Raw genomic sequence first — 21,490 nt, forward strand, 5'->3', positions numbered from 1 at the left:
GAGAAATAGGCTATCCTTTTAGTAGAATCATAGGAAAGAATGACGTTTTTTTGTTTTTGGGAGATATTTTAGATTACATATAAATAGACTTTTTTTTAATTGTAATTCATTTCTTTAGCTTGATAGCGATGTGGCGGGATCCCTATAACCTTCTGTAAAAGTGTACCATATGAATAGAATTCACTTTTTAGGAATACATAAAATATATACGTACAAGCCTAGCCTACTCACCACATCCTTAGTGAAAATAGGATTCTATAAATTCTGGAGGAAGAGATATGCAAAAAAAGGTTCTCCTGTTTACAGATTTGGGAATTGATGATGCGTTTGCTATTCTGTATACCTTTTTTCGTAAAGATATTCAACTTGTAGGGATTGTCGCTGATTATGGAAATGTATCAAGAGAGAATGCTATAAGAAATATTAACTATTTGAAGTACATTGCGGGAAGAGAAGAGATACCTGTATTCCTTGGTGCTTCTGTACCGTTGACAGGTATATTGGTTCAGTATTTCCCTGAGGTACATGGAAAAGTCGGATTAGGACCTATCATTCCCCCTGAAATTTCTTATCCAGTGTATCCCTTAAATGATATTTACCAAATTATACATTCAAATTTAGAAGATCTTACAATTATCAATTTGGGAAGACTTTCTTCGTTAGCTACGACCTTTGTATTAAATTTAGAAACAATGCGGAACGTAAGGGAATGCATTTGCATGGGCGGAGCTTTTTTTTATCCAGGTAACGTGACTGCCGTAGCTGAAGCTAACTTTTACGCGGACCCTTATGCAGCAAACTTAATTCTGCAGCATGCGAAGAACTTAACAATTATTCCGTTAAATATAACTCAACATGCGATTATTACACCCGAAATGGTCCGGAAAATCGATGCATTTCATCGGAATACACAGGATCTTGCAGGACTTATCATCAAACCTATGTTAGACTATTATTATAATTTCTACTCCAAGTCTAATCCCGGTATAAGCGGAAGTCCTATGCATGATTTTGTAACAGTGTGGTATTTGCTGAATCAAGAGGCTGTTAGCTTTTCAAGAGTACCCATTAAAGTAATTCCTGATCAAGGAGAAGGATTTGGTCAAAGCGTTGCAGACTTTCGTTTTGTGACTAATCCAGGCTATAAAACGCATAATGTAGCTTTTCAGTTTGATTATGAAAGATTCAAGAAGGATATTATGGAAACGTTCTTAAAGAAGAGATCGTAACATACTTTATTAACTTCAGATAATACGGATTATGTGAATGAAAAGTCACCTCAGATTTTCTGAAGTGACTTTTCTAGGTTTCTAGATAAAGTGACTCCCCCATAAGAATGATTATGGTAATTAAAGAAGAGTTGTTTTTAATGCTTCCTCAAGCATTGTATTGAAATCATTATATGTTTCCATCACTGTACCAGATGGTTTATCAAGTTCTAGATAAGTACCGTCAGATAAGTTTTTACAAAACCATGCTATATTTGAATCACCAAGAAATAGATAGATCTTTTGCCACTCATTTTCATACCAAATCTCATTCGTGTCTATAAGTCCACAAATTTGTTCATCTCTTTCTGCCTCTAATAAAGAAAGATCAACTCCATAAATCACTAGCCCGTTAAAATCTAAACCATTTACAGTTTTAAGAAACTCTTCATATTCACTCGGTAAGTCAACATTAAAACTCTTTTTCACACGTTCTCTTAATTTGTGAACTTCAGTATTTGTTGCAGGTGTATTCAGTTTATCATTAAAGCTGTTCTCTATTTTTCCGATCTCTAAAATCAAATTTTTCCACATATAAAAACCTTCGTTCTACATTTATTTATTATGCTTGGGGATATATTTTATATTTTACTGTTTTTTATTGAATTCTTGTCTCGTAATGATCTTAAATGATTGAAATTCTTTTTTACTCCCCCCTTTATTTAATCATGTACCTGCAAACTTAAGAAATATATACCCTTCTTTGCCTTAAATATGTATTCTTCAGAACTGCAGGCATAATAGCCTTTTGCATCTACTCGTACCCAATACACTTCGCATAATTCTTGTTCAAATTCAGTCAATAATAGCTCTATTATGTATAGTTTTGGTGTTAATCCATTCAACTCATAACCTTTTGGGATATTCCTAAACCAATATTCTATACCATCAGGATATTCGCAAAAGAGAAATTTTTCTTTCCAGTCTTTCAGTTGTATTAGTTCAACGTTGTCTTCTTTAGTGAAATCTTTTGTAAGTTTATAGATGTCGTCCTGTTTATTTGATGATAATAGAACTAATTCATAATAATTGCTCACCTGTCTAAATGCATTTACTTCTGCAAAATCTTGTAAGATTTCATGTATTGTTTTCACTGCTCATCCTCCTTTATTCCAAAATTCCTCATTAGAATCTAATATTCATTATAAAGCAATTTACACTCAGTAGTAACTTGAATTACCTATGGGATGTTGACGTTTTTGTATTTTTCAAACAAATACGGTGCGTGAAATTAAGGACTTCATTCAAAAAAAAAAAAAAAAAACCTACTTTTCATAGGTTCTCCTCTCTAACTAAGCTATATGATTGTATTTTGATAAAAACGGCATTCGTTTTGCTACGGCCGCATATATTTGAAAAATAATTTTTGCTAACGGTTCTAATTTACGTGTACTTTGCATGATTAAAGCACTTGTGATAAATGTAAGGAATGCTCCTCCGATTACATCTGCTGGATAATGAACACCTACATAAATACGTGATACACCTACTAATATAGCCCATACTAAAGCGATATATTTAAGTTTTTCTCCTCTTAAAAGGAATGTAAATGCAATTGAAAATACAAGTACAGAATGATCACTTACAAATGATGAATCTGCTGCGTGTGGTATCAATTGATGCACATGATGTGTTATAAATGGGCGCGGATGATAATATACCGCATGAATCAAAACATTTATTAGTAATGCGATACCCATTGAAAGGACACTATATAAAACTGTATATTGTTTTCCTAGTGCTATCTCTTTTTTTTCATTATTGAACCATAAAATAAGCATGAAAAGAATAGCCACATAAGGTGCACTATTTGTAATTGTAATCATCAACTTATCTAAAAGTGCTGATGATCCGGCGACATCATTAATCCATTGAAATACTGTGTAATTCATATTATTCTCTCCCTATTTCCATTCATTGCACTTAAAATAAAAGTACAAGTTCTATTGCTTTACACAGTATACAACATCAATATGAAAATGGTCTTAAACTTTTCTCATTTGTTTCTCATTTTAACAAGAAAATATATGACAAAACCTTAAGCATTTTTTATAAAAAAATATGTATAGTACCTCAGATCCTTTGAGTGGCGCTATAAAATTGATATTTTCGGTCTTCATCATGCACGAATATTTCTAGCAAAAGAATACGAAAAAAATTATTAAGAAATAAGATTTTATTCCGCACAAAGGACTATATTTCCAAATTGTGCACCTTAATATTTTTATGTACTAAAAATATCGAAACAAATAAAATGATATTCAAGTACACCACAATCAAAAAAGCATGAAATACAATGTGTATCTCATGCTTTCATTTCATAAACGTGTACAAGGGAATGTTATTGTGACAACTGTACCTTCACTTTCCTTGCTCGTTAAATTGATGTTTCCCCCGTACTTTTCCACAAGACGCTTTGCAATTGAAAGACCAAGCCCATTTCCACCCTGTTTACGGCTTCTTGCTTTATCTACTCTATAAAAACGATTGAGTACATACGGTAAATCTGACTCAGGTATTCCAACGCCATGGTCTATAATACGGATGATAATGTTTTTATTCTGCATATTCGTTTGAATACAAATATGTTTATTATTTTCTTTTGTATATTTAACTGCATTATCCATAACGATAATCATAATTTGCTCTAAGTAAGATGATGGTATGGATACATATGCTTCTTCCGCTTGCATCTCTATATGAAACTGAAAATCAGTTTGAATAACTTTAAAGTTTTGGATCACTTGTTTTAATATGGTATTCACATGAACTGGTTCGATAGCCAATGGATGTATTTGTTCAGAGTCCGCTCTAGATAGCTCTAATAATTCTGAGACTAATTTGTTTAATCTATCTACTTCTTTCAAACTGGATTGAAGTGATTTATTGAGCACTTCTGGATCATTCTTCCCCCAACGATTTAGCATTGATAAATGTCCTTGAATAATCGTTAATGGCGTTCTAAGTTCATGTGATGCGTCTTCCACAAACTGTTTTTGCTGTATAAAAGATGTTTCCACATCATCCATCAATTCATTAAAAAGAATAGCGAGTTTCGCCAGTTCATCACTATTTTCTCGTACAGGAACCCTTTCATTTAGCCCATTTTTTTTAATACGATTCATCGTATCTGTTATATTCTGGACACTAGATAGAAGTTTTTTAGCTATAATCGTTCCACCTAAAAAACTAAGTATGAGCCCACCGATACCTGCGACAACAATCACAACGAAAATCCCTTTTAGCAAATGATCAAATGATTCTAAGTTTGTTGCAATCTCGATAGTTCCTGTAAATCCCTTTGTCTGAATGGGTACACGTTCAATTAATATTCTATCTTCTAAATATCTCTTTATATAAGATTCAGATTGCTTACTATACTTCGGTGACACCCACTTCTGATTAAAATCATGAGAAACTGAAAGAATTGATTTTCCATCTTTGTCTATAATTCGAATCATTTGATGCTTATCGATCATATTATTGAGAAAATCCTTACTATCTTCAAAAGTTTTCTGTGAAAGTGTTTCATTTTTATCTTGAAAATATACTGCTATTTCTTTTATTTGTCTGTTCATTTGTTTTTGTTCATAATCTACAGTCCATTTATTAATTACAACAAACTGTAAAAGACTATATAAAACAAATAAAACAAATAATAATGTAGTTGACCAAAGTGTTAACTTCCACTTTATTGGAAGATTACGGATGCGCTGCATTATATTTTTAATCATCTCATTATATATCCAGCACCTCTAATAGTTTGGATATACTCCTCCTTATCTACACTGTGTAATTTATTTCGTAAATAACGAACATATACATCAACAATGTTTGTTTCGACAATTGCATCGTAACCCCATACTTGCTCAAGTAAAATATCACGAGTAAGTACTCGATTGATATTTTTCATAAACGTAAGGAGTAGCTCAAACTCTTTATTTGTAAGTTCAATGCTCTCGTTGTCTTTTCTTAACGTTCTAGACTCAACATGTAACTGTAAATCTTTAAATGTCAAAAATGATGACTGCTGCTGTTCTTCTTTTTGTTCACGTCTGAAAATAACTCGCATGCGTGCTAAAAGTTCTTCAATCGCAAATGGCTTTGGAATATAATCATCAGCTCCACTATCTAATCCTGTAACCCGATCCATAACACTATCGCGGGCTGTTAACATAATGATAGGCGTATTTTTACTTGTCCGTAATCTACGGCACACTTCGATTCCATTCAACCCTGGTAACATTAAATCGAGTAAGATAATGTCATAGTCCTTTTCAAGAGCTGCTTCCAATCCTTTTCTTCCATCAAACTGTACATCTACTTTATATCCTTCATACTTTAGTTCTAATTCTAAAAAATCAGCTAGACTTTCTTCATCTTCGATTATTAATACATAATGCAACAACAATTCCTCCTATACCATTAAATGAATAAGTAATCCTATACCAAATAGAACCGCGGCTATTTGATGTGTTTTTCGATAAACGATCAATTTTATTTTTTTATTGGACTTATGCAATAGGATACCAACAAATCCAAGCAATGTTAAGCATATAAAAGTAAATATACCACTATATATTTGAATTTCATGATGACTTCCTTTTATAAAAAAGTAAACTCCATGGGTAGTTGCAACAGATAATATAGCATATCCAATCAAAGTATGAAATTTTTTGACTAAAATATAAAATTCTTTCATCACCTTAAACCCATACAATTTATTTCTGTATAGAAATAGCCATATATGCCGTAAAAACCATAGTGATGCTGCTACGATTGCACCATACTCGCCAAGCGATCCAAGTTGTTTGTTTAAACCTTTTACATGCATCTGATCTCCGTACGTAAAATTTATAATTAACATGGAAATACTGAAAGCAATCACACAAATGCCTGTAATCTTTATTAATAAATGAAAAAATTGATTCTTAAGTATCTTCTCCATTTCGTTTTCTCCTCTCCTCTATTAAGAGTTATGTATTTTAAATTCTAACAAATGGAAGAGAAAATAAAATGAAAGAAAGATTAAAATGAAATGAGAAATCATACATGAAAAAAATAAATAAAAAAATATTATCCTTTTTCCCTATGTGCAATTTTTTGCGCTAATAAAATAGCACTTCGAATAAATGGAGCTTTTGCGTTTGTTTAGGAAACCCGATCAAACGGATACTTTACAGCTAGTTCTTGCTTTAATTTTTTATATTCCTCACGTGCCCATTCATTCTTTCTCAAAAAATCACGAAATAATAAATTATCATTCCATGTCTCACTGTTATATAGATAAACATGTAAATGATGCGTACCCGCTCTCCATCTTCCCTTTCTAAAAAAACGCCGCTCGGGAAATTTTTCATGGAATACATATTCGTACCCTAAGGTTCGCATGGGTTCTATCCAATGAGTAACGATCTTTAAATCTTCTACCCCTATCATCATATCTATAAGAGGCTTTGCATCCAATCCTTCTACTGACGTACTTCCGATATGTTCAATCGCTAAGATGTCTTTTCTTAATAATGCGATAAATTTCTCTTTCTCTTTAACAAATTCCTTATGCCAATTTGAATCATATGGTTTAATTATGATTTTTTTCTCCATCTTTTTCTCCCTCTATTTATAATATGTAACTGTTTTATCCTAATGGAATCGCTCTTTTTATCTAATTAGACAGGAATTTCAATGCACATATCGAATATAGTCACGTTCAGTCTATCTAATTATAGTAAATAAGAGGTGTAAAATGAACGAAATTCCAGTTACAATTCATTTAGATAACGTCACTTTTCAACTGAAAGAATATCAGGATTTTGATTGGCTTGTTAGTTTAGGAAAAGTATTTACTGTATTTGATCAACAAGATTCAGGTAATATATCCTTTGGTATTGAAAAAGATGGGCAGGCTTTGGGGCTCCTCGCGATTTATGTCCCCTGAAGAGTTTAGATTAGACGCAGTAATAGATGAAAAAACAAATGTATAAATGTATTTAATATGGGCGCAATGGCTTTCTCACTTCTAGGAGGAGAACTTGATCGCTCATTCTCAAAATGGGATGCCGGAAAGCCTTTATATGATGTAGCCTGCCTTGCTATAGAAAATGATAGAAATAAGCGCTATGCATCCGTTGAAGAATTTTATCTAGCATGGGAAGCAGCACGTAATGTTGGTATAAAATAAAGTTTAATCAAAAATATCGCGTGAACCTATATTTTACGGTAAATAAAAAGAAGCCATTTTGAAAAAAGATTGCTCAAAATGGTTCTTTATCTACTAATTGATATAGCCATTTTCATAAAAAAGTTTGATTATTCAATCGGATTTTATTGCATAAAAATCCTGTTAGCTTAATGGTATTTTGAGTTCATAACATGTAGTTTTTTGTATGTCAAAGTTTTTGTGGTCACCCAAGAGAACGTATAATCTTGATCATTCAACTTTTTGATAAGGTACTTCAACACCTTCATCGATAAATAATTGCTTCGCAACATCTACATAACTCATCGTATTACGTACCCAATAATACGACTTATCTATTTTAAAAAGTGGCACAGACAACTGATGCTCAAATGAAATCATAAATTGTATATCCTTTTCAATCGTAAATCTTGTACCAAGTCCATCTGCTAATTCATATCGACCCGCAATATCATCTTTACTAGTGAGCGGTAAAATTACTACATGTTTCGGTGCTTCTACAGCATATTTTATTCCCATTAAGCAATTCATAATTTCTTGTTCATATTGCGGAAATACTTCTTGATTCGTCGCTAACACAATCACTTCTTCTGTTGATATATTAATAAAGGCTTGTGCTGAGCAACCAATCCATCCACCTGTATGACCAACCCACTCATCTTGAATGATAAAACCATAACTATAATGCCCAGCGACTTCTGTTGGCGTTAACATAAATTGCACAATCTCTTTGCTAATGTACTGACCTTGCCAAAGTGTTTTTAAAAACTTCGCTACCTCTGTCACTGTTGCATAAATGCCACCATCACCATATCCATCATTATATTTTTCGCTTTCGTGTAAATATGGGTCATCAATAGCCTCTTTATATTGTTGCTCCTCATAATCATACGTTTGACCTTGCGCTTCGCATTGCTTTGTAGGTTGTGTTGTCGTATGGGTAAGATTTAATGGTGCTGCAATATATTGTTGTAAATATGTTTCATACGATAATCCGCTCACTTCCTCAATAATTTTTGCAAGCAAAACATAATTCGTATTACTATAAGACCAATGCTCATTCGGCGCATATTGTGGTAGCACCATTTCGATAAATGTTTCAACACCTATTGTTACATCTTCTGCAATATACTCTGGAATACCAGATGTGTGTGTAAGTAATTGTGCAACTGTCACCTCTGTAAAATGCGGTACGTTAAACCAATTTGTAATTTTATCTTCTAACTGTAGCTGTCCTTTTTCGATTAGCTGGAACGTCATTACCGCTGTATACATTTTACTTAATGATGCTAGATTAAATTGTGTATTTTCCGTAATAAGGTGCTGCTTTTTGATTTCTTGATAACCATGATAATACTGCTTGATTTGTCCATTTTTTTCATGAGACACAGCACCATTAAACGCAATATTTTTAAGTAGACCTTTCATTTGTTAACCCCCTAAATAAATTAGATATCTAACATATTGAGCATGAAGAAATTTTTATAATTCCTTCATCGCAATCTCCCTTAATTTTTCAACAATGCGTTCTAATTCGTCTACCTCTTTTGATGAGAGTTTGCTGTAAATTTTGTCTGCGATTTGTTGTTCTACATAATCTTGCTTCGAAAAATACTCCATTCCTTTTTCATCTAACGTTATAAATATTTCGCGTCGATTTTGTGGATTAATTTCTCGCTTGATATATTGATTCTTTTCTAATTTCGCAATCAATTGGCTAACTGCACTAGAGCTAATATTCATTTCAATCGCAATTTCACCAACTGTAATGCGTTTTGCTAAGTACACAATATCTAATACAACCGCCTGCTGTGTTGTAATACCACTATTTAAATATTGCTTATAATGTTTAAAGATCAGACGGTTTATTGTATATTCAGCTTCATTAATGCGCTTAACTTGTTCATATAAAGACAAAAAATCACCCTCTAACATATTAGATATCTAACATGTTAGAGGGTGATTTATAAAACGTCAATCTTTACTTTAAAAAAGTTGGATTATTCTCTTTCTATGCTGCTCTACAATCGAGCTCTTTCCGTTGGAAATATGGAAAATTTTATAAAATCATACATAAATCATTTTGAAAGAAGGTTATATATGTATAATCCCCAACAAAAAAGGAGCGTGATAGCTCCTTTTTGTTCACTCATATTCGTACTAAAAAGTACCTTGCATGGTTTTTCTTTTACACATTTTGTGAAGGTTAATTAAGAATTAATACCCTCCGCCCCAGCAGCTACATCCAACGATAATCAGTAGAATAAATAATACAACTAATAAAGCAAAGCCTCCACCAAAACCACAAGAACCACCGAAACCCATATTTTCTCCTCCTTTTAGTTTAAAAATGAATAGGGTTAATCATTTTAACGTGTTCGTATTATACAGTATGTTTATATGTCTTTTTTGAGCGTGTCTACATGAAATTAAAAAAGACACTCATTTGAGTGCCTATGCGAACTGTACATAATATAACTTAAAAAACTTTACAATTGAATTCGTCATATAGTAATCCCCCATTGACTGAAACATACCTAGCCGTATAATTTTGTTATAAGAACTTTACTACAATTATGGATATTACTTCTCAAATTTAGTTCTCTACATCATAAATTTTTTCAAGCTTAGCTTGAATGGCCTTTTCAATTTTATTGGCATATTCTTGGAATACATCTTTATAATGAGCATATGGAGACAATGCACAAGCACGTAGCACTGTAATTTTCCATTCCTTATTCCATTCGCTTTCACTAAATCCGAGACTTTTCACAAATGGCAACGGACTATTACCATAGTCTGGGAAGGCGAAATCTGTATGGGATGTCAGGAATTCATTGTTATATAAATGTCCTTGGACATAAGAAGCTTGACCAAAAAAATCATGGTTTAGTTTGTTCATTTTTCCTAGATCCGTATTACCCTCTTCATTAAATACGTAGTCAACCATATTAAAATCTGGTTTAGTTAATGGATAAACATAAATGGTCTTATCTCCAACTTTAAATTTTTTATCTTTTAAAAAATGATAAAAAAGATATGCACCTTCAATACTTGCTCCAAGTAATTTCCCATATCCAGTTACATTTAATGGTAAAACCTTATGAGCTGTCCAAACTGCAGCTGCAGTTGCTCCTGCTTTAGATCCTTCGAGAATATATGCCCCAAGTAATGCAGGAATATCCGCTCCTTTTTCAAACACATATGTTGCAAAGTATGAAATTACATCACGCATTCTAATATCTTTTACAACAATACCACCAGCAGAATAAGGGATATACCCCATTTTGTGTGGATCAATTGTTATTGTTTCAACTTGACTCATTGCTTTAAATGAATTATAAATATCTTTTGATAACCATTCATTGTTTCCAGTAAAAATGTTATATTTCTTATATATTTTATCGATTTTGTCATAATCAATAAATGTATTGTTTTCATCTAAAAAAATAGAACGAGCATATCCACCATAAGCAGCATCTATATGAATATAGAAGTAAATGCCTTCTTTCATTAATTTTTCTCGTAATGTAACAATTTTATCAATACGATCTACTTGCCCCTCTTCTGTTGTACCAATAACACCTACCACACCAAGAATTGGTATGTTTTCTGCAGTCAATTCCCGAATTTTTTCTTCGAGTTTATCAATGTTCATGCGATAATGATGATCAACTTCAATTGCTTCTACACAATCAAGACCGATGCCAATAATATCTGCTGCTTTTAGCCAAGAATAGTGCTTTGTTTGCGGAATTAACCATCTACCTAATTTTTGTAAATGATGGCCACTACGTGCGGAGTGCGCTTTGATTTCATCAATTTTTTCAGGAATTTGATTTAAAATATCTAAAATTTCTTCTGTAGACATATTTAATAATTCCCATTCCGTTTTCCCTTCAACAAATTTAGGAACGACTTCTTTAACAGCTAAAGGAAGAGACTTCATGTTTCTTGCATACCAAAGACCCTCTAGATTAGCAATGGAACCATCTGCACAAATGTGTCCCCAGCTTTTTTCTTTTTTATAACCCATAAGTGTAGCAAATTCATGGCCGACCTCCTCTTCCATTTGAGAAGTGCCTGGGGAAGATTCATATGCCACATTGTTCCCATTCCATAACATTGCAGCTGTATACGCAATAATAGCTGGCATAAGTGTTTCAGAATTCATATGTCCCCAAAACCTTCCGGCCGAATGCCATGGTAATGAATTTGTACGAAGTTTTGAAGATAATACATTCATGACACTACGGATATGGTCCGCTGTTTCTTGAAAACTTTTTGAACTTTTATCTTGAGGAGTAATAACCGGTAAATCTTGTGGTTGGTAATTTTGTCGCCAACCAACATGTTCATCTACCAATTTGATTAATAACTCCTTGAATAAGTCAGCATTTTCACCCTTATCACCTAAGAATAATGCTTTTAAATTTATATCTGGCATTTCATATTTCATCTTTCATTTCCTCCAAATCACTCAAATATTCAATAACCATATTTAAGGAATAAGTACTAATTATTCGTAACGTTTTAGTTTGCTCGCTTCAAATCATCTAATTTGTTATCTTCTTTCTTCCATTCTGGTTTTTTATATTTATTAATAATAAGAGCAATACCAATCATTACTATTGTGGCTCCTACTTGATATATAATATATCCCGTATATTGGCTCGGCTTTAAAATGGATGGCGGAATAATACTTACAACAATTGTAAATACAATACACATTATCGACAAAATAGACATTGTCCACATTAATCCATTCCCTCTGCTGCCCAATCTGAATGGTCTTTCAACTTCTGGCATTTTATAACGTAACCGAATTGCTGAGATAGCAATTAATGTATATACTACACAATATAAAATAGTTGTTGTAATCGTCATAATTAAGAATGCACTGCTAACATCTGGCACTACTACATATAAGATTGCTACTAAAGAAATGACAATTGCTTGAATCAAGACAAATGTAATAGGAATATCTTTGCTCGTTCTTTTTTGGAAGAATTTCGGGAGGTTACCTTCTTCTGCAACTTTAATCATTGATTTACTTGGTCCAAGTACCCAAGCACTTAACTGTACTAAAACCCCAATTAAAATCATTAACGAAATGAGATTAACAACAATCAATGGAATACCTAGATCTTTACAAAAAATCAAATACGGTTGCGTAATATTAGCAAGCTCCATTTTTCCCTTTGGCACTGCATTTGAAACCGTTAAACCAGCAACGATATTAAAAATTGCTAATAAAATGACAGAAGTAATAACAGCAAGTGGATAATTACGTTTTGGGTTTTCAATATTATTCGCATGTACTGATGAAATTTCTACTCCAGCAAAAATAAAGATGATTCCTGATAAATAAGTTAAACTTCCTAAATCTTTAAAATTAGGAATGATATCTCTTGGTTTAAAGCCACCTAAATAACTATTAGTTTGAATCCCGTTCTTAATCATATACATAACACCTAAAACTACAAGGATAACAAACGGAATATATACCCCGATAACCGCTCCCCAATTCCCTGCAATTTTAACCATATCAAATTTAAGATTTAATAATGTAACACTCCAGTATGAGATGAGAATAAGAGCAAAAATAAAATAATTATTTGAAGATAGTTCAGGTTTATTAATAACATACCCTAAAAGAACACCGACAGTTGATGAAACCATAACCATCCCAAAAAACATTTGAACCCATAATAACCAGGAGGTAACAAATCCCCATCTTTCACCTAAAGCGTTTTTTACCCAAACCTGTGGTCCACCTTCTTCAGGAAATCCTGTTGAAAGTTCAGCTGACATTAATGCAATTGGTAAGGCAAATGCGAACGCAGCTATCAACATATAGAAAATCTGGGTCCAGCCAGTAATGGCAAGAGTCGGCACACTACGCACCGTCCCAAAAAAAGCCATCGTAATACCAATCAATCCAAAAAGTGTTAATTGTTTCGTCTTGGTCATAAATATAGCCTTCTTTCTTATATTCAATTTGAATTGAATATATTATTTGAAAATAAATACAATGAATAAGCAAATTTTTTAACACCTATTAAAAACTCTATAAAAGATATAGAACATACCTTTATTAAGTTGCCATGCCACTTAATATTTATGTTAAGTAAATATTGGGTAAGTTTTGGTTTTCTTTAAATTCTTAAGAGATGATTCTATTGCAAAAAAACTATTCCACATTCAACTCAAAGTTTCAAAATATCCTATAAACACTACAATAAGGGAGCTTCTAGCGCAAACATTCTCAACACAAATACTAGCTATGGTATAGAATTCGCAACTGATACAGACGTACATACTGTGAGACGCAACATGCTAAATCTACAGCTGAAAAACTAAATCCTTTTGGCACTAATCAATACTAAAAAAACACTTCTCTTGAAACGAGAAGTGTTTTTTTTAGTATCAACTACGTTGTTACTTTTTAATAACCGAATAACAAATTTGCGTCACATAATCCTCTAATGGGCAATCGCATTCAGGACCCTTTAAATAGACTTCACATGGTGAAGCAACTATCAGATATCCATTATTCTTAATCCATTCTTCTAATGCCATATAACCGTAACCTATATCGTCATAACTCCCATGATGCAAGGTAGTAACAATTTGATGCTGAGCTAGCTTTTTTATCTCCCAATCCTGTGATACATTTCCAGTGTTCTCATAAATAATTGGAATTCTTAATTCAATATCACTGTGGTTCGGAATATACTCTTCATCATAGAAGATGGCGGATGGAGAACCTACCATTTGAAAATTATTCATTTGTACTTTTTCATATAAGGAATCAAAATGTTCATCTATATCATTAATATTGATTTGTAATCTTTCCGTTATGACAGTTATTTCGCTTCTCATTCCAATTAATATATCGTAGTGTCTACGTGGGATTGAAATGAAATCTATGTTCCTATTTATCATTTCACTCATTTCGGAAATAACCTGTAAATGTTGTCTTACTTCATGAGACAACTCCATAATTTGCGATTTCATATGTTTGATAAGTGAATTTTGGTCTGATGACTGAAGAATGATTTTGATTTTCGAGAGAGGAAATCTATACTCTCTTAGTTTCTTGATTTGTAATGCCACTTCCAATTGACCCTGTTCATAATATCTATATCCATTTATGGGATTAACATATGCTGGTTTCAGTATTTCTTCTTGATCGTAATGTCTCAACATCCGAGTACTCATTTTGCAAATTCGAGAAAATTCAGTAATTGTATACATTTAAATACTCCTTGAGTAACTTTATTTACTACATCTTTTATAATCTTATATAATAACCTTTCACCCTCATAATAAGTATGAACGTGAAAGGTATTATATTTTTTTACAGGGAGTTTGTAAACAGACATCATTTCCAATTAAAAAAATTCGAAATGGAGAATTCATCCTTCCGACTTTTCATTCTTTTAAATTTTTGAGGTAACAAATGAACGGGGCAATACCACGTTAAGCAATTAATTGCGCCTCCCATTGTCGATATATCTCCTACATGAACTGGAATCGCATGTTTATCAGTATGTTTTTGGATGTATTGTAAGACTTCCTGATCTTTAGATAATCCAAACATAGGAACATAGAGAGCATCTCTTGTTTCTAACATGTTTATATATAAACCTTTGGCTGATGCTATCTCTTGATCATATTGTCCTTTCTCTGTATAGGAAGAAGGAACAACTACAAATTCAGCTTCTGGCATCTGTTCTTGAATAATTTCTTGAATGCTATGCCTAAATTCATAATCTCCTAGAAAGTCACTGATAAACATTGTATGTTCATCAATAAACTTAATCATACCGTCTGCATGTGCAAGCACATCTCCTGGTTCAGAAGGAATGATAATAACTCGACTGACATCTAAATCCCATTCCAGTTGCTCTATAATTTCTTTTTCTGTCCAATCATAATTATCGTCAAGTATACGATCCGTTAGTATAATTGTATTTTTTTTATTCCAAATGAGATTACCGCCATCTAATATCAATGGGGAAGTAATATATTCAAAGTCATTTTTCTTCAGCCATTTATTGAATTGTTGATTTAAATATCGACTTTGATTTTCAGGTAAGTAATCTGGTTGGTATTTAAATTTAACGAGGTGATTTGTTACAACTGGTGCAACGTCTCTCAACCAAATGTCATCATACTCAAAAAAGTTTGTATCAAAGTCTTGTTCTTCCACAGTTAAAGATATAAGTTGATCGGTAAATGCTTTATTTTCATTTAGGTTCTCATTAAAATAAATAAGATCTTCATAAAATGGTCGATAATATTGATTCGATTTATTTGGTATTGCAGTAAAAATAATTCCATTGTGCATTTGATTCATATTGTTTACCTCACTATTTTAAGGGTTATTGAGTAACTGATTGAAACAAGTCATTATCAAGATAAAGTAAAACTTTAATCAGTAGGGGCTTCATCCCTCACTGATTATTAGCCCTCATCAATCGGACTTTTACGAGCTGCTCGATCCCCACCTAATTTCTTTGCTTTTGCCGAATTTTGAGATGGGGTTCTTACTGCGCGCAAATAGCTGGATACATACAACTATTCCTCAATTCAATTCTCTTATGATTATATATTTTAGAAACGTGCACATTTCATGAGTGGATTATAGCACGGAGAAATATTATATATTTATATAAAAAATATAAAGCCGTGGTTAAGCGAAAAATTCGCTCTTGACAAGATTTAAAAACCAAGCCGTCATCCGTATATTTACATTCTTTAACAAAAACATTTTCCTCCTTTTCGATACATAATGTTTTCTATGTTTTTTCTATCAAAAAATAAAGATTACATAATTCTTGTTATAGGAAATAAATACTTAACTTACAAAAAACATAACAGGATAGGTCAAGATAACATGTTATCTTGACCTATCCTGTGGATAAACAAGCTCTCATAAAAAATAGACAAATTCACAAAATAAAATATCAATTTATTACTTCAAATTAATTGGTTGTTGCTGGGTAACACAATGTATCATACCGCCATTTTTATAAAGCTCCCTTACATCAATACCTACCACCTTACGATCAGGGTATAGTTTTTGAATGATATCATTTGCTATTTTGTCATTAGCATCATTATAGTTAGGCACCAACACGACTTTATTCCCTATATAATAATTCACATATGAGCCTTTATAACCAAGTTTCTTCCCATTTTCTAAAGTAACCTTATTTTTACTTAACGGTAAATATACATACTTATAAGTCTTACCTGAAGCATTTTTTGCATGCATTAATGTATTAATATCTTTGTCTGACAACCCCCATTCAGCCAAGTCATCTTCTGCCAGCGTTATAATGGTAGATTTATCGTGAAATTTTGCAAATCCATCAATATGAAAATCAGTAATTTCTAAGTTAGGTACTCCGTCTAACCAAATAAAATTTGTTACCCCAAGATCACTAATATATTTTTCAATTTCAGATTCTGATAAATCAGGATTTCTATTTTTATTTGTAACAGCACTTCTCGTTAATAAAGAGGTACCATTACCATCTAATTCAATTGCCCCGCCTTCAAGTACAAATTTATGCCAATCAATTCTTTCAATCCCCAACTGTTTACTGAGGTTTTCACGAAGAAGAGCATCCTTCGCAAAAGGAGTCTTTTTCCCCCATCCGTTAAATCCTGGATCTAATATCTTTAGATTTTTATCATGGTCATAAACAAAAATCGGTCCGCTATCTCTAGCCCATACGTCGTCAGTAGGCGAGATAAAGAAATCTATTTTTTCCATGTTCATCCCTTGATCAGTTAAAAGCTTATTAATTCTGTCCTTTTCTTCTTGATCATACGCAACAATGTGAACTTTTTCGCCTTCGCTTAAAGTATTTGCCATTTTGATCCAAATTGACTCTACTTCTCTCTGATAATCTGGTCCGTATGTGTATTCATGTGGCCATTGTAGCCATGTCCCTTCATATTTGCTTTTTTCATCCGGCATTGTATATTTTCCCACTTTTTCTTGTGTCTCTACCCTCTCAATATCTTTACCCTGAACTTTCTCATTATCTTTACCTTGACCACAACCACTGATAATTGATGTGGATAGTACAGCCATCAAACAAAAATTTGCTATTTTTTTCATTTCTAAACCTCCTATTCTTTCCTACAACAATATAAAGCTTCACATAGTGTGAAGCTCAAGCTTTTTTTTCGGTGATAATTTATGTTCATCTAATTTGATTTGCTCATTTATCTAATATTTTTCAATAAGGACATTTAAATATTATCGATTGAATTCACTACAATTCCCCATATGTAAAACATTTATATAATTTAACTTCTTAAATAAATGTATTCTGAAATTATTTACTGTCCTTTCTATGAATATTCTCATTAATAATTACTACTTGTGGTTTCACATTATGGAAGACGAAATTAATCATCGTGGACAAATAAGAACAATTAAGTGATTGATGGGAAATAATAAATAAATCTTATTCAGCTAAAGAATGCTTTACTTGAGAAAATCACTAGAACAGTTGAATGATAACTAAGGGAATTGACTATTTTAAACTGAAATTAGTTTAACCTTGAAGACCGGTATTTTTCTGACATATCTCACAAAATGTTGTTTTGAATTAAAGTTACGATGTTTCTATAATCTTTTAATAATAAATTAATTAAAAATAAAAGACTACATCAAAAGTTCACCAATTTGGGTGCTAATTTAATTGCTAAAATAAATGCAAAAGAGGTGCTAATTGCACCTCTTTTTAAATGGTTATATTGTAAACAATTATATAGCAAAGCAAGAACATGAAAGAGTCGATTCCTTAGCGTACAGAAAATTGTCTTTTTGTGTAGCATGAGGTAGTTATTTTTATCTAAAAAACTAATAATGGAAGTAAAATACAGCTTATGACCCATTTTTACACGTATCTCAGCTGAACCCTAAATAACTTTTCACTTTCGGTTTACTGAGAACAGCTTGTTATGGGTGGCTCTTCAGCTTTAGGAGGAACTTGTTCACTTTGAGACATCGGTAAATGAATTGTAACAGATGTTCCCACACCAACTTCACTCATAATGCTAATTCTACCTTGATGTCTTTCGATAATTTTATAACTTAGCATTAATCCAATTCCTGTTCCTTTTTCTTTCGTACTATAGAAAGGTTCTCCTAGTCTTCTAATTCTTTCTTCTGGAATTCCAACACCTTCATCAATTAAATCGATTATGACTTCATCATTCCCTGTCTTTTTAATATGAATCAAAATCTTACCGCCCTTTGGCATCGCTTCAATTGAATTTTGCAAAATATTAATAAATACTTGTTTTAGTTGGTTTTCACAACATTCAATGATTAATTCTTTTGAATCTGTGACTAAATCGATTTGGATATTTGTCATAATTGCTTTCGTATTAATTAATGAAACGACATTTTTAAATATCAAATAGAGATTTTTCTTTTCAGCAGGAATAACCTCCGTTTTAGCGATTGATAAAAATTCATGCAGAATGGATTCAATTCTTTCAATTTCTGAAAGCATAAGATCAAAATATTTCTCCTGATTTTCTGGATTAATTTGAAACAATTGGATAAATCCCTTAATTACCGTCAACGGATTTCTAACTTCATGTGCTACCCCAGCAGCTAATTGTCCGATTGCAGCAAGTGTATCTGATTTATTTAGTAATTCTTCTGTCCTTTTTCGTTCCGTAATATCACGAACAATGATCATAACTTTATCTTTCAATAATGGAAAACATCTAGCTTCAAAGAAACTAATACTCCCTTTAAGTGTGAGGTGATATTCAACAATAACAGTTGATTCTTTTTGGTGTACTTGATGAATAGCTTCACGAAACTGCTGTGCTACAGGTGAAGGCAGTACTTCATAAAACTTTTTCCCCATAAAGGATTCTACAGGTACATAAAACTTTTCAGGAGATCCAGCTTTATAATCTATTATCGTTCCATCAGCTTCTGTTAAAAAACATAGATCAGGTAACGCTTTAAAAATAAGTTCTAATTCGGATGTTTGTTGTTTTAGTTGTTCTTCTATCTCTTTTAAATGCGTAATATCGACTCCAACAGCCCAATAACTAAATCCAGATACAGGAAACTCTTCTGATATGTTTGACCACATAATTGTTTTCGTTTCACCATTTTTGCATGTTAAATTCATTTCCCAGTCCCGAAAATTTTTTCCGCAAACCGAAAATTCTTGCTCCTTTTGACGGCGATAATTTACATCTGGATATAATAAATCAATCGCCTGGGGATTTCCAATAATTTCTTCCGCTGTGTAACCTGTTACAAGTTCACATTCACGATTCCATAAAATAAATTCACCATTGTAATCAAGAGCATCTACCATAACAGGCATATTTTGCAAGATTGTATATAACTGTTCTTTTTTTTGAGAGAACAAATGTATATTTTTGTTTTGATTTTGAAATTTATCCATTGCACGATTCACAATGAGATTTGAAAGCATTTCGAAGTATTTTTGACAATTGAAGATGTCATCTTTTATGGAACAAGCAACAAATGAGCCTAGATGTTGTTCATTTGCAATGATTGGAATTTCAATCTTTGTAAGTTTACTATTTATTTCTTGATCCATACCGAATGAAAAAATACATTCTCTTTCAGCATCAAGAAGTTGATGTGAGATATTTGTTAACTTATAAAATTGTTCTGCCATGGTTTCTATTGTGTTCACATCAATGAGTTCCATTAGCCGAGCATTCATTCTTGTTTCACCTCTATATGTAAATTTAATACCAATTTTTAATTTATGCTTCTCCATTATACGAATAATGTCCTCACAGGTATATAGTGGAAACGTGATTATTCAAATAAATTTTTATTTTTCAATAAAAGTTCATTCATAATTATACAAAGATAAATTCACAAAATATTCATAATTAAAGGAAAAAATATACACATTTATTCTAATATATTCTATATAATCGTTGTAATAAGGATCCTATGGATCTCATAGAATACCTTAACCCCTAATAAAAAAGTAAAAAAGAATCCGTTTGGGATTCTTTTTTACTTTTTTACCATTACATGATGATACAAAGCATGTGCAACACCATGTTCTTCATTCGTTAACGTCTCATAGTGACACATTTGCTTTATTTCCTTCACTGCATTCCCCATCGCAATGGATAGATGAGCTTTTTGCATCATTGAAACATCATTTAGTCCATCACCAATTGCTACTGTATTTTCAAATGGAATATTAAGATGTTTTGCTAAAGTATATAATCCATTTCCTTTTTGAGCATCACGATGGTTAATCTCTAAGTTATGCCAATAAGAAGATGTAATCGCTAAATCTGTATTCGATCGAAACTTTTCTTTTAATCTTTTTAATTTCTCTATATCATAAGAAAACGGTAAAAGTTTATGGACGTATAAATCGTTTTTTAAAATCGGTTTGCAACTCTCTGTAATATGAAAAGCTGTATGTTCAAGGTACAATGCAGCAATACTTTCTATCTCTTGTGCGTCAAGATCTGTATCCAATTTCTTTATCGTTTCGATTTCACTACGCACACTTTCTTCTCCATACTGCGGAACATATACACCTTTATCTGTGTATAGTTGATAATACATACGATTTTCTTCAAGGTACTCCACAATCTCAAATGCTTGTGCATTTTGAATAGGATACCTTTTCATCATTTTTTGATCTTTATAAATAATCGCACCATTTTCTGCGATGATTGGACATTGTAAATCTACTTCTACTAAAAAGCTTTCAATATCAACTATAGAACGTCCTGTGCAAATCGCAACAACATGCCCCTCTTCTTGACATTTTCGAATGGCTTGTGCATTTTCTTTACTAATCACTTTATTTCCCGAAAGAAGCGTTCCGTCTAAATCAATTGCAATAAGTTTCATTCTTTCTTCACCACTTTCTATAAATAAACAAGATGATATGAACGCAAGAACTGGTATCGTTTTCACATTTAACTCGCTAAGTACTTCTTAGTTATACTG

General features: G+C 32.2%; 19 protein-coding genes and 1 pseudogene. 3 read left to right on the top strand and 17 right to left on the bottom strand.

What is annotated here, in order from left to right:
- The first annotated feature begins 278 nt into the window (after positions 1 to 278).
- A complete protein-coding gene (locus tag COO03_RS12775) occupies positions 279 to 1,229 on the top strand; it encodes a nucleoside hydrolase (RefSeq protein WP_097897542.1) in 951 nt (316 codons plus the stop codon).
- 120 nt (positions 1,230 to 1,349) lie between these two features.
- On the opposite strand, the gene COO03_RS12780 is transcribed toward COO03_RS12775, so the two are convergent.
- From COO03_RS12780 to COO03_RS12810, 7 genes are all read right to left on the bottom strand, one after another.
- Positions 1,350 to 1,802 carry a YrhA family protein gene (locus COO03_RS12780; protein ID WP_097897543.1) on the bottom strand — a complete coding sequence of 151 codons (453 nt, stop codon included), beginning with the start codon at positions 1,800 to 1,802 and terminating at the stop codon, positions 1,350 to 1,352.
- A 128-nt stretch (positions 1,803 to 1,930) separates the two neighbouring features.
- Positions 1,931 to 2,362 (bottom strand): hypothetical protein, encoded by a 432-nt coding sequence (locus COO03_RS12785; RefSeq protein ID WP_097897544.1) that lies wholly within the window; start codon positions 2,360 to 2,362, stop codon positions 1,931 to 1,933.
- A gap of 198 nt (positions 2,363 to 2,560) precedes the next feature.
- Positions 2,561 to 3,160, bottom strand: a complete 600-nt coding sequence (locus tag COO03_RS12790) for an undecaprenyl-diphosphatase (RefSeq protein WP_097897545.1) — start codon at positions 3,158 to 3,160, stop codon at positions 2,561 to 2,563.
- Between the two features lie 426 nt (positions 3,161 to 3,586).
- On the bottom strand, positions 3,587 to 5,002 hold the full coding sequence (locus COO03_RS12795; protein WP_097897546.1) for a HAMP domain-containing sensor histidine kinase: 1,416 nt from the start codon (positions 5,000 to 5,002) through the stop codon (positions 3,587 to 3,589).
- Positions 4,999 to 5,673: a response regulator transcription factor gene (locus COO03_RS12800; RefSeq protein WP_097897547.1), complete on the bottom strand. Its 675-nt coding sequence runs from the start codon at positions 5,671 to 5,673 to the stop codon at positions 4,999 to 5,001. Before COO03_RS12800 ends, COO03_RS12795 begins: the two co-directional genes overlap by 4 nt.
- A 12-nt stretch (positions 5,674 to 5,685) precedes the next feature.
- Entirely contained in the window at positions 5,686 to 6,216 is a 531-nt protein-coding gene (locus COO03_RS12805) for a hypothetical protein (RefSeq protein ID WP_097897548.1), read from the bottom strand.
- A 203-nt stretch (positions 6,217 to 6,419) separates the two neighbouring features.
- Positions 6,420 to 6,872: a GrpB family protein gene (locus tag COO03_RS12810; protein ID WP_097897549.1), complete on the bottom strand. Its 453-nt coding sequence runs from the start codon at positions 6,870 to 6,872 to the stop codon at positions 6,420 to 6,422.
- Between the two features lie 142 nt (positions 6,873 to 7,014).
- Here COO03_RS12810 and COO03_RS28135 point away from each other — a divergent pair, with 142 nt between their 5' ends.
- Both COO03_RS28135 and COO03_RS12815 read left to right on the top strand, forming a co-directional pair.
- On the top strand, positions 7,015 to 7,206 hold the full coding sequence (locus COO03_RS28135; RefSeq protein ID WP_373605249.1) for a hypothetical protein: 192 nt from the start codon (positions 7,015 to 7,017) through the stop codon (positions 7,204 to 7,206).
- Positions 7,157 to 7,449, top strand: a pseudogene (locus COO03_RS12815) (serine/threonine protein kinase); the annotation flags it as partial. The gene COO03_RS28135 and the pseudogene COO03_RS12815, both read left to right, overlap by 50 nt.
- Before the next feature lie 249 nt (positions 7,450 to 7,698).
- On the opposite strand, the gene COO03_RS12820 reads toward COO03_RS12815, so the two are convergent.
- From COO03_RS12820 to COO03_RS12865, 10 genes are all read right to left on the bottom strand, one after another.
- Positions 7,699 to 8,895, bottom strand: a complete 1,197-nt coding sequence (locus COO03_RS12820; RefSeq protein ID WP_097897550.1) for a serine hydrolase domain-containing protein — start codon at positions 8,893 to 8,895, stop codon at positions 7,699 to 7,701.
- A gap of 54 nt (positions 8,896 to 8,949) precedes the next feature.
- On the bottom strand, positions 8,950 to 9,384 hold the full coding sequence (locus COO03_RS12825) for a MarR family winged helix-turn-helix transcriptional regulator (protein ID WP_230322430.1): 435 nt from the start codon (positions 9,382 to 9,384) through the stop codon (positions 8,950 to 8,952).
- 300 nt (positions 9,385 to 9,684) lie between these two features.
- A complete protein-coding gene (locus COO03_RS12830; RefSeq protein WP_097897552.1) occupies positions 9,685 to 9,792 on the bottom strand; it encodes a YjcZ family sporulation protein in 108 nt (35 codons plus the stop codon).
- A gap of 271 nt (positions 9,793 to 10,063) precedes the next feature.
- Positions 10,064 to 11,926, bottom strand: a complete 1,863-nt coding sequence (tdc, locus tag COO03_RS12835) for a tyrosine decarboxylase (RefSeq protein WP_097897553.1) — start codon at positions 11,924 to 11,926, stop codon at positions 10,064 to 10,066.
- Between the two features lie 74 nt (positions 11,927 to 12,000).
- Positions 12,001 to 13,440 (bottom strand): tyrosine-tyramine antiporter, encoded by a 1,440-nt coding sequence (gene tyrP / locus COO03_RS12840; protein WP_097897554.1) that lies wholly within the window; start codon positions 13,438 to 13,440, stop codon positions 12,001 to 12,003.
- A gap of 468 nt (positions 13,441 to 13,908) precedes the next feature.
- Entirely contained in the window at positions 13,909 to 14,727 is an 819-nt protein-coding gene (locus tag COO03_RS12845; protein WP_097897555.1) for a MerR family transcriptional regulator, read from the bottom strand.
- 127 nt (positions 14,728 to 14,854) lie between these two features.
- The gene (locus COO03_RS12850) at positions 14,855 to 15,832 is read right to left on the bottom strand and encodes an agmatine deiminase family protein (RefSeq protein WP_097897556.1); all 978 of its coding nucleotides are present in this window, start codon (positions 15,830 to 15,832) and stop codon (positions 14,855 to 14,857) included.
- Between the two features lie 618 nt (positions 15,833 to 16,450).
- Positions 16,451 to 17,608 (bottom strand): agmatine deiminase family protein, encoded by a 1,158-nt coding sequence (locus COO03_RS12855; protein WP_097897557.1) that lies wholly within the window; start codon positions 17,606 to 17,608, stop codon positions 16,451 to 16,453.
- Between the two features lie 832 nt (positions 17,609 to 18,440).
- The gene (locus COO03_RS12860; protein ID WP_097897575.1) at positions 18,441 to 20,225 is read right to left on the bottom strand and encodes a PAS domain-containing sensor histidine kinase; all 1,785 of its coding nucleotides are present in this window, start codon (positions 20,223 to 20,225) and stop codon (positions 18,441 to 18,443) included.
- A gap of 305 nt (positions 20,226 to 20,530) precedes the next feature.
- Positions 20,531 to 21,391, bottom strand: a complete 861-nt coding sequence (locus COO03_RS12865; protein ID WP_097897558.1) for an HAD family hydrolase — start codon at positions 21,389 to 21,391, stop codon at positions 20,531 to 20,533.
- Positions 21,392 to 21,490: the final 99 nt, after the last annotated feature.

The organism is Bacillus sp. AFS098217 (assembly GCF_002551815.1).
Classification (GTDB): domain Bacteria; phylum Bacillota; class Bacilli; order Bacillales; family Bacillaceae_G; genus Bacillus_A.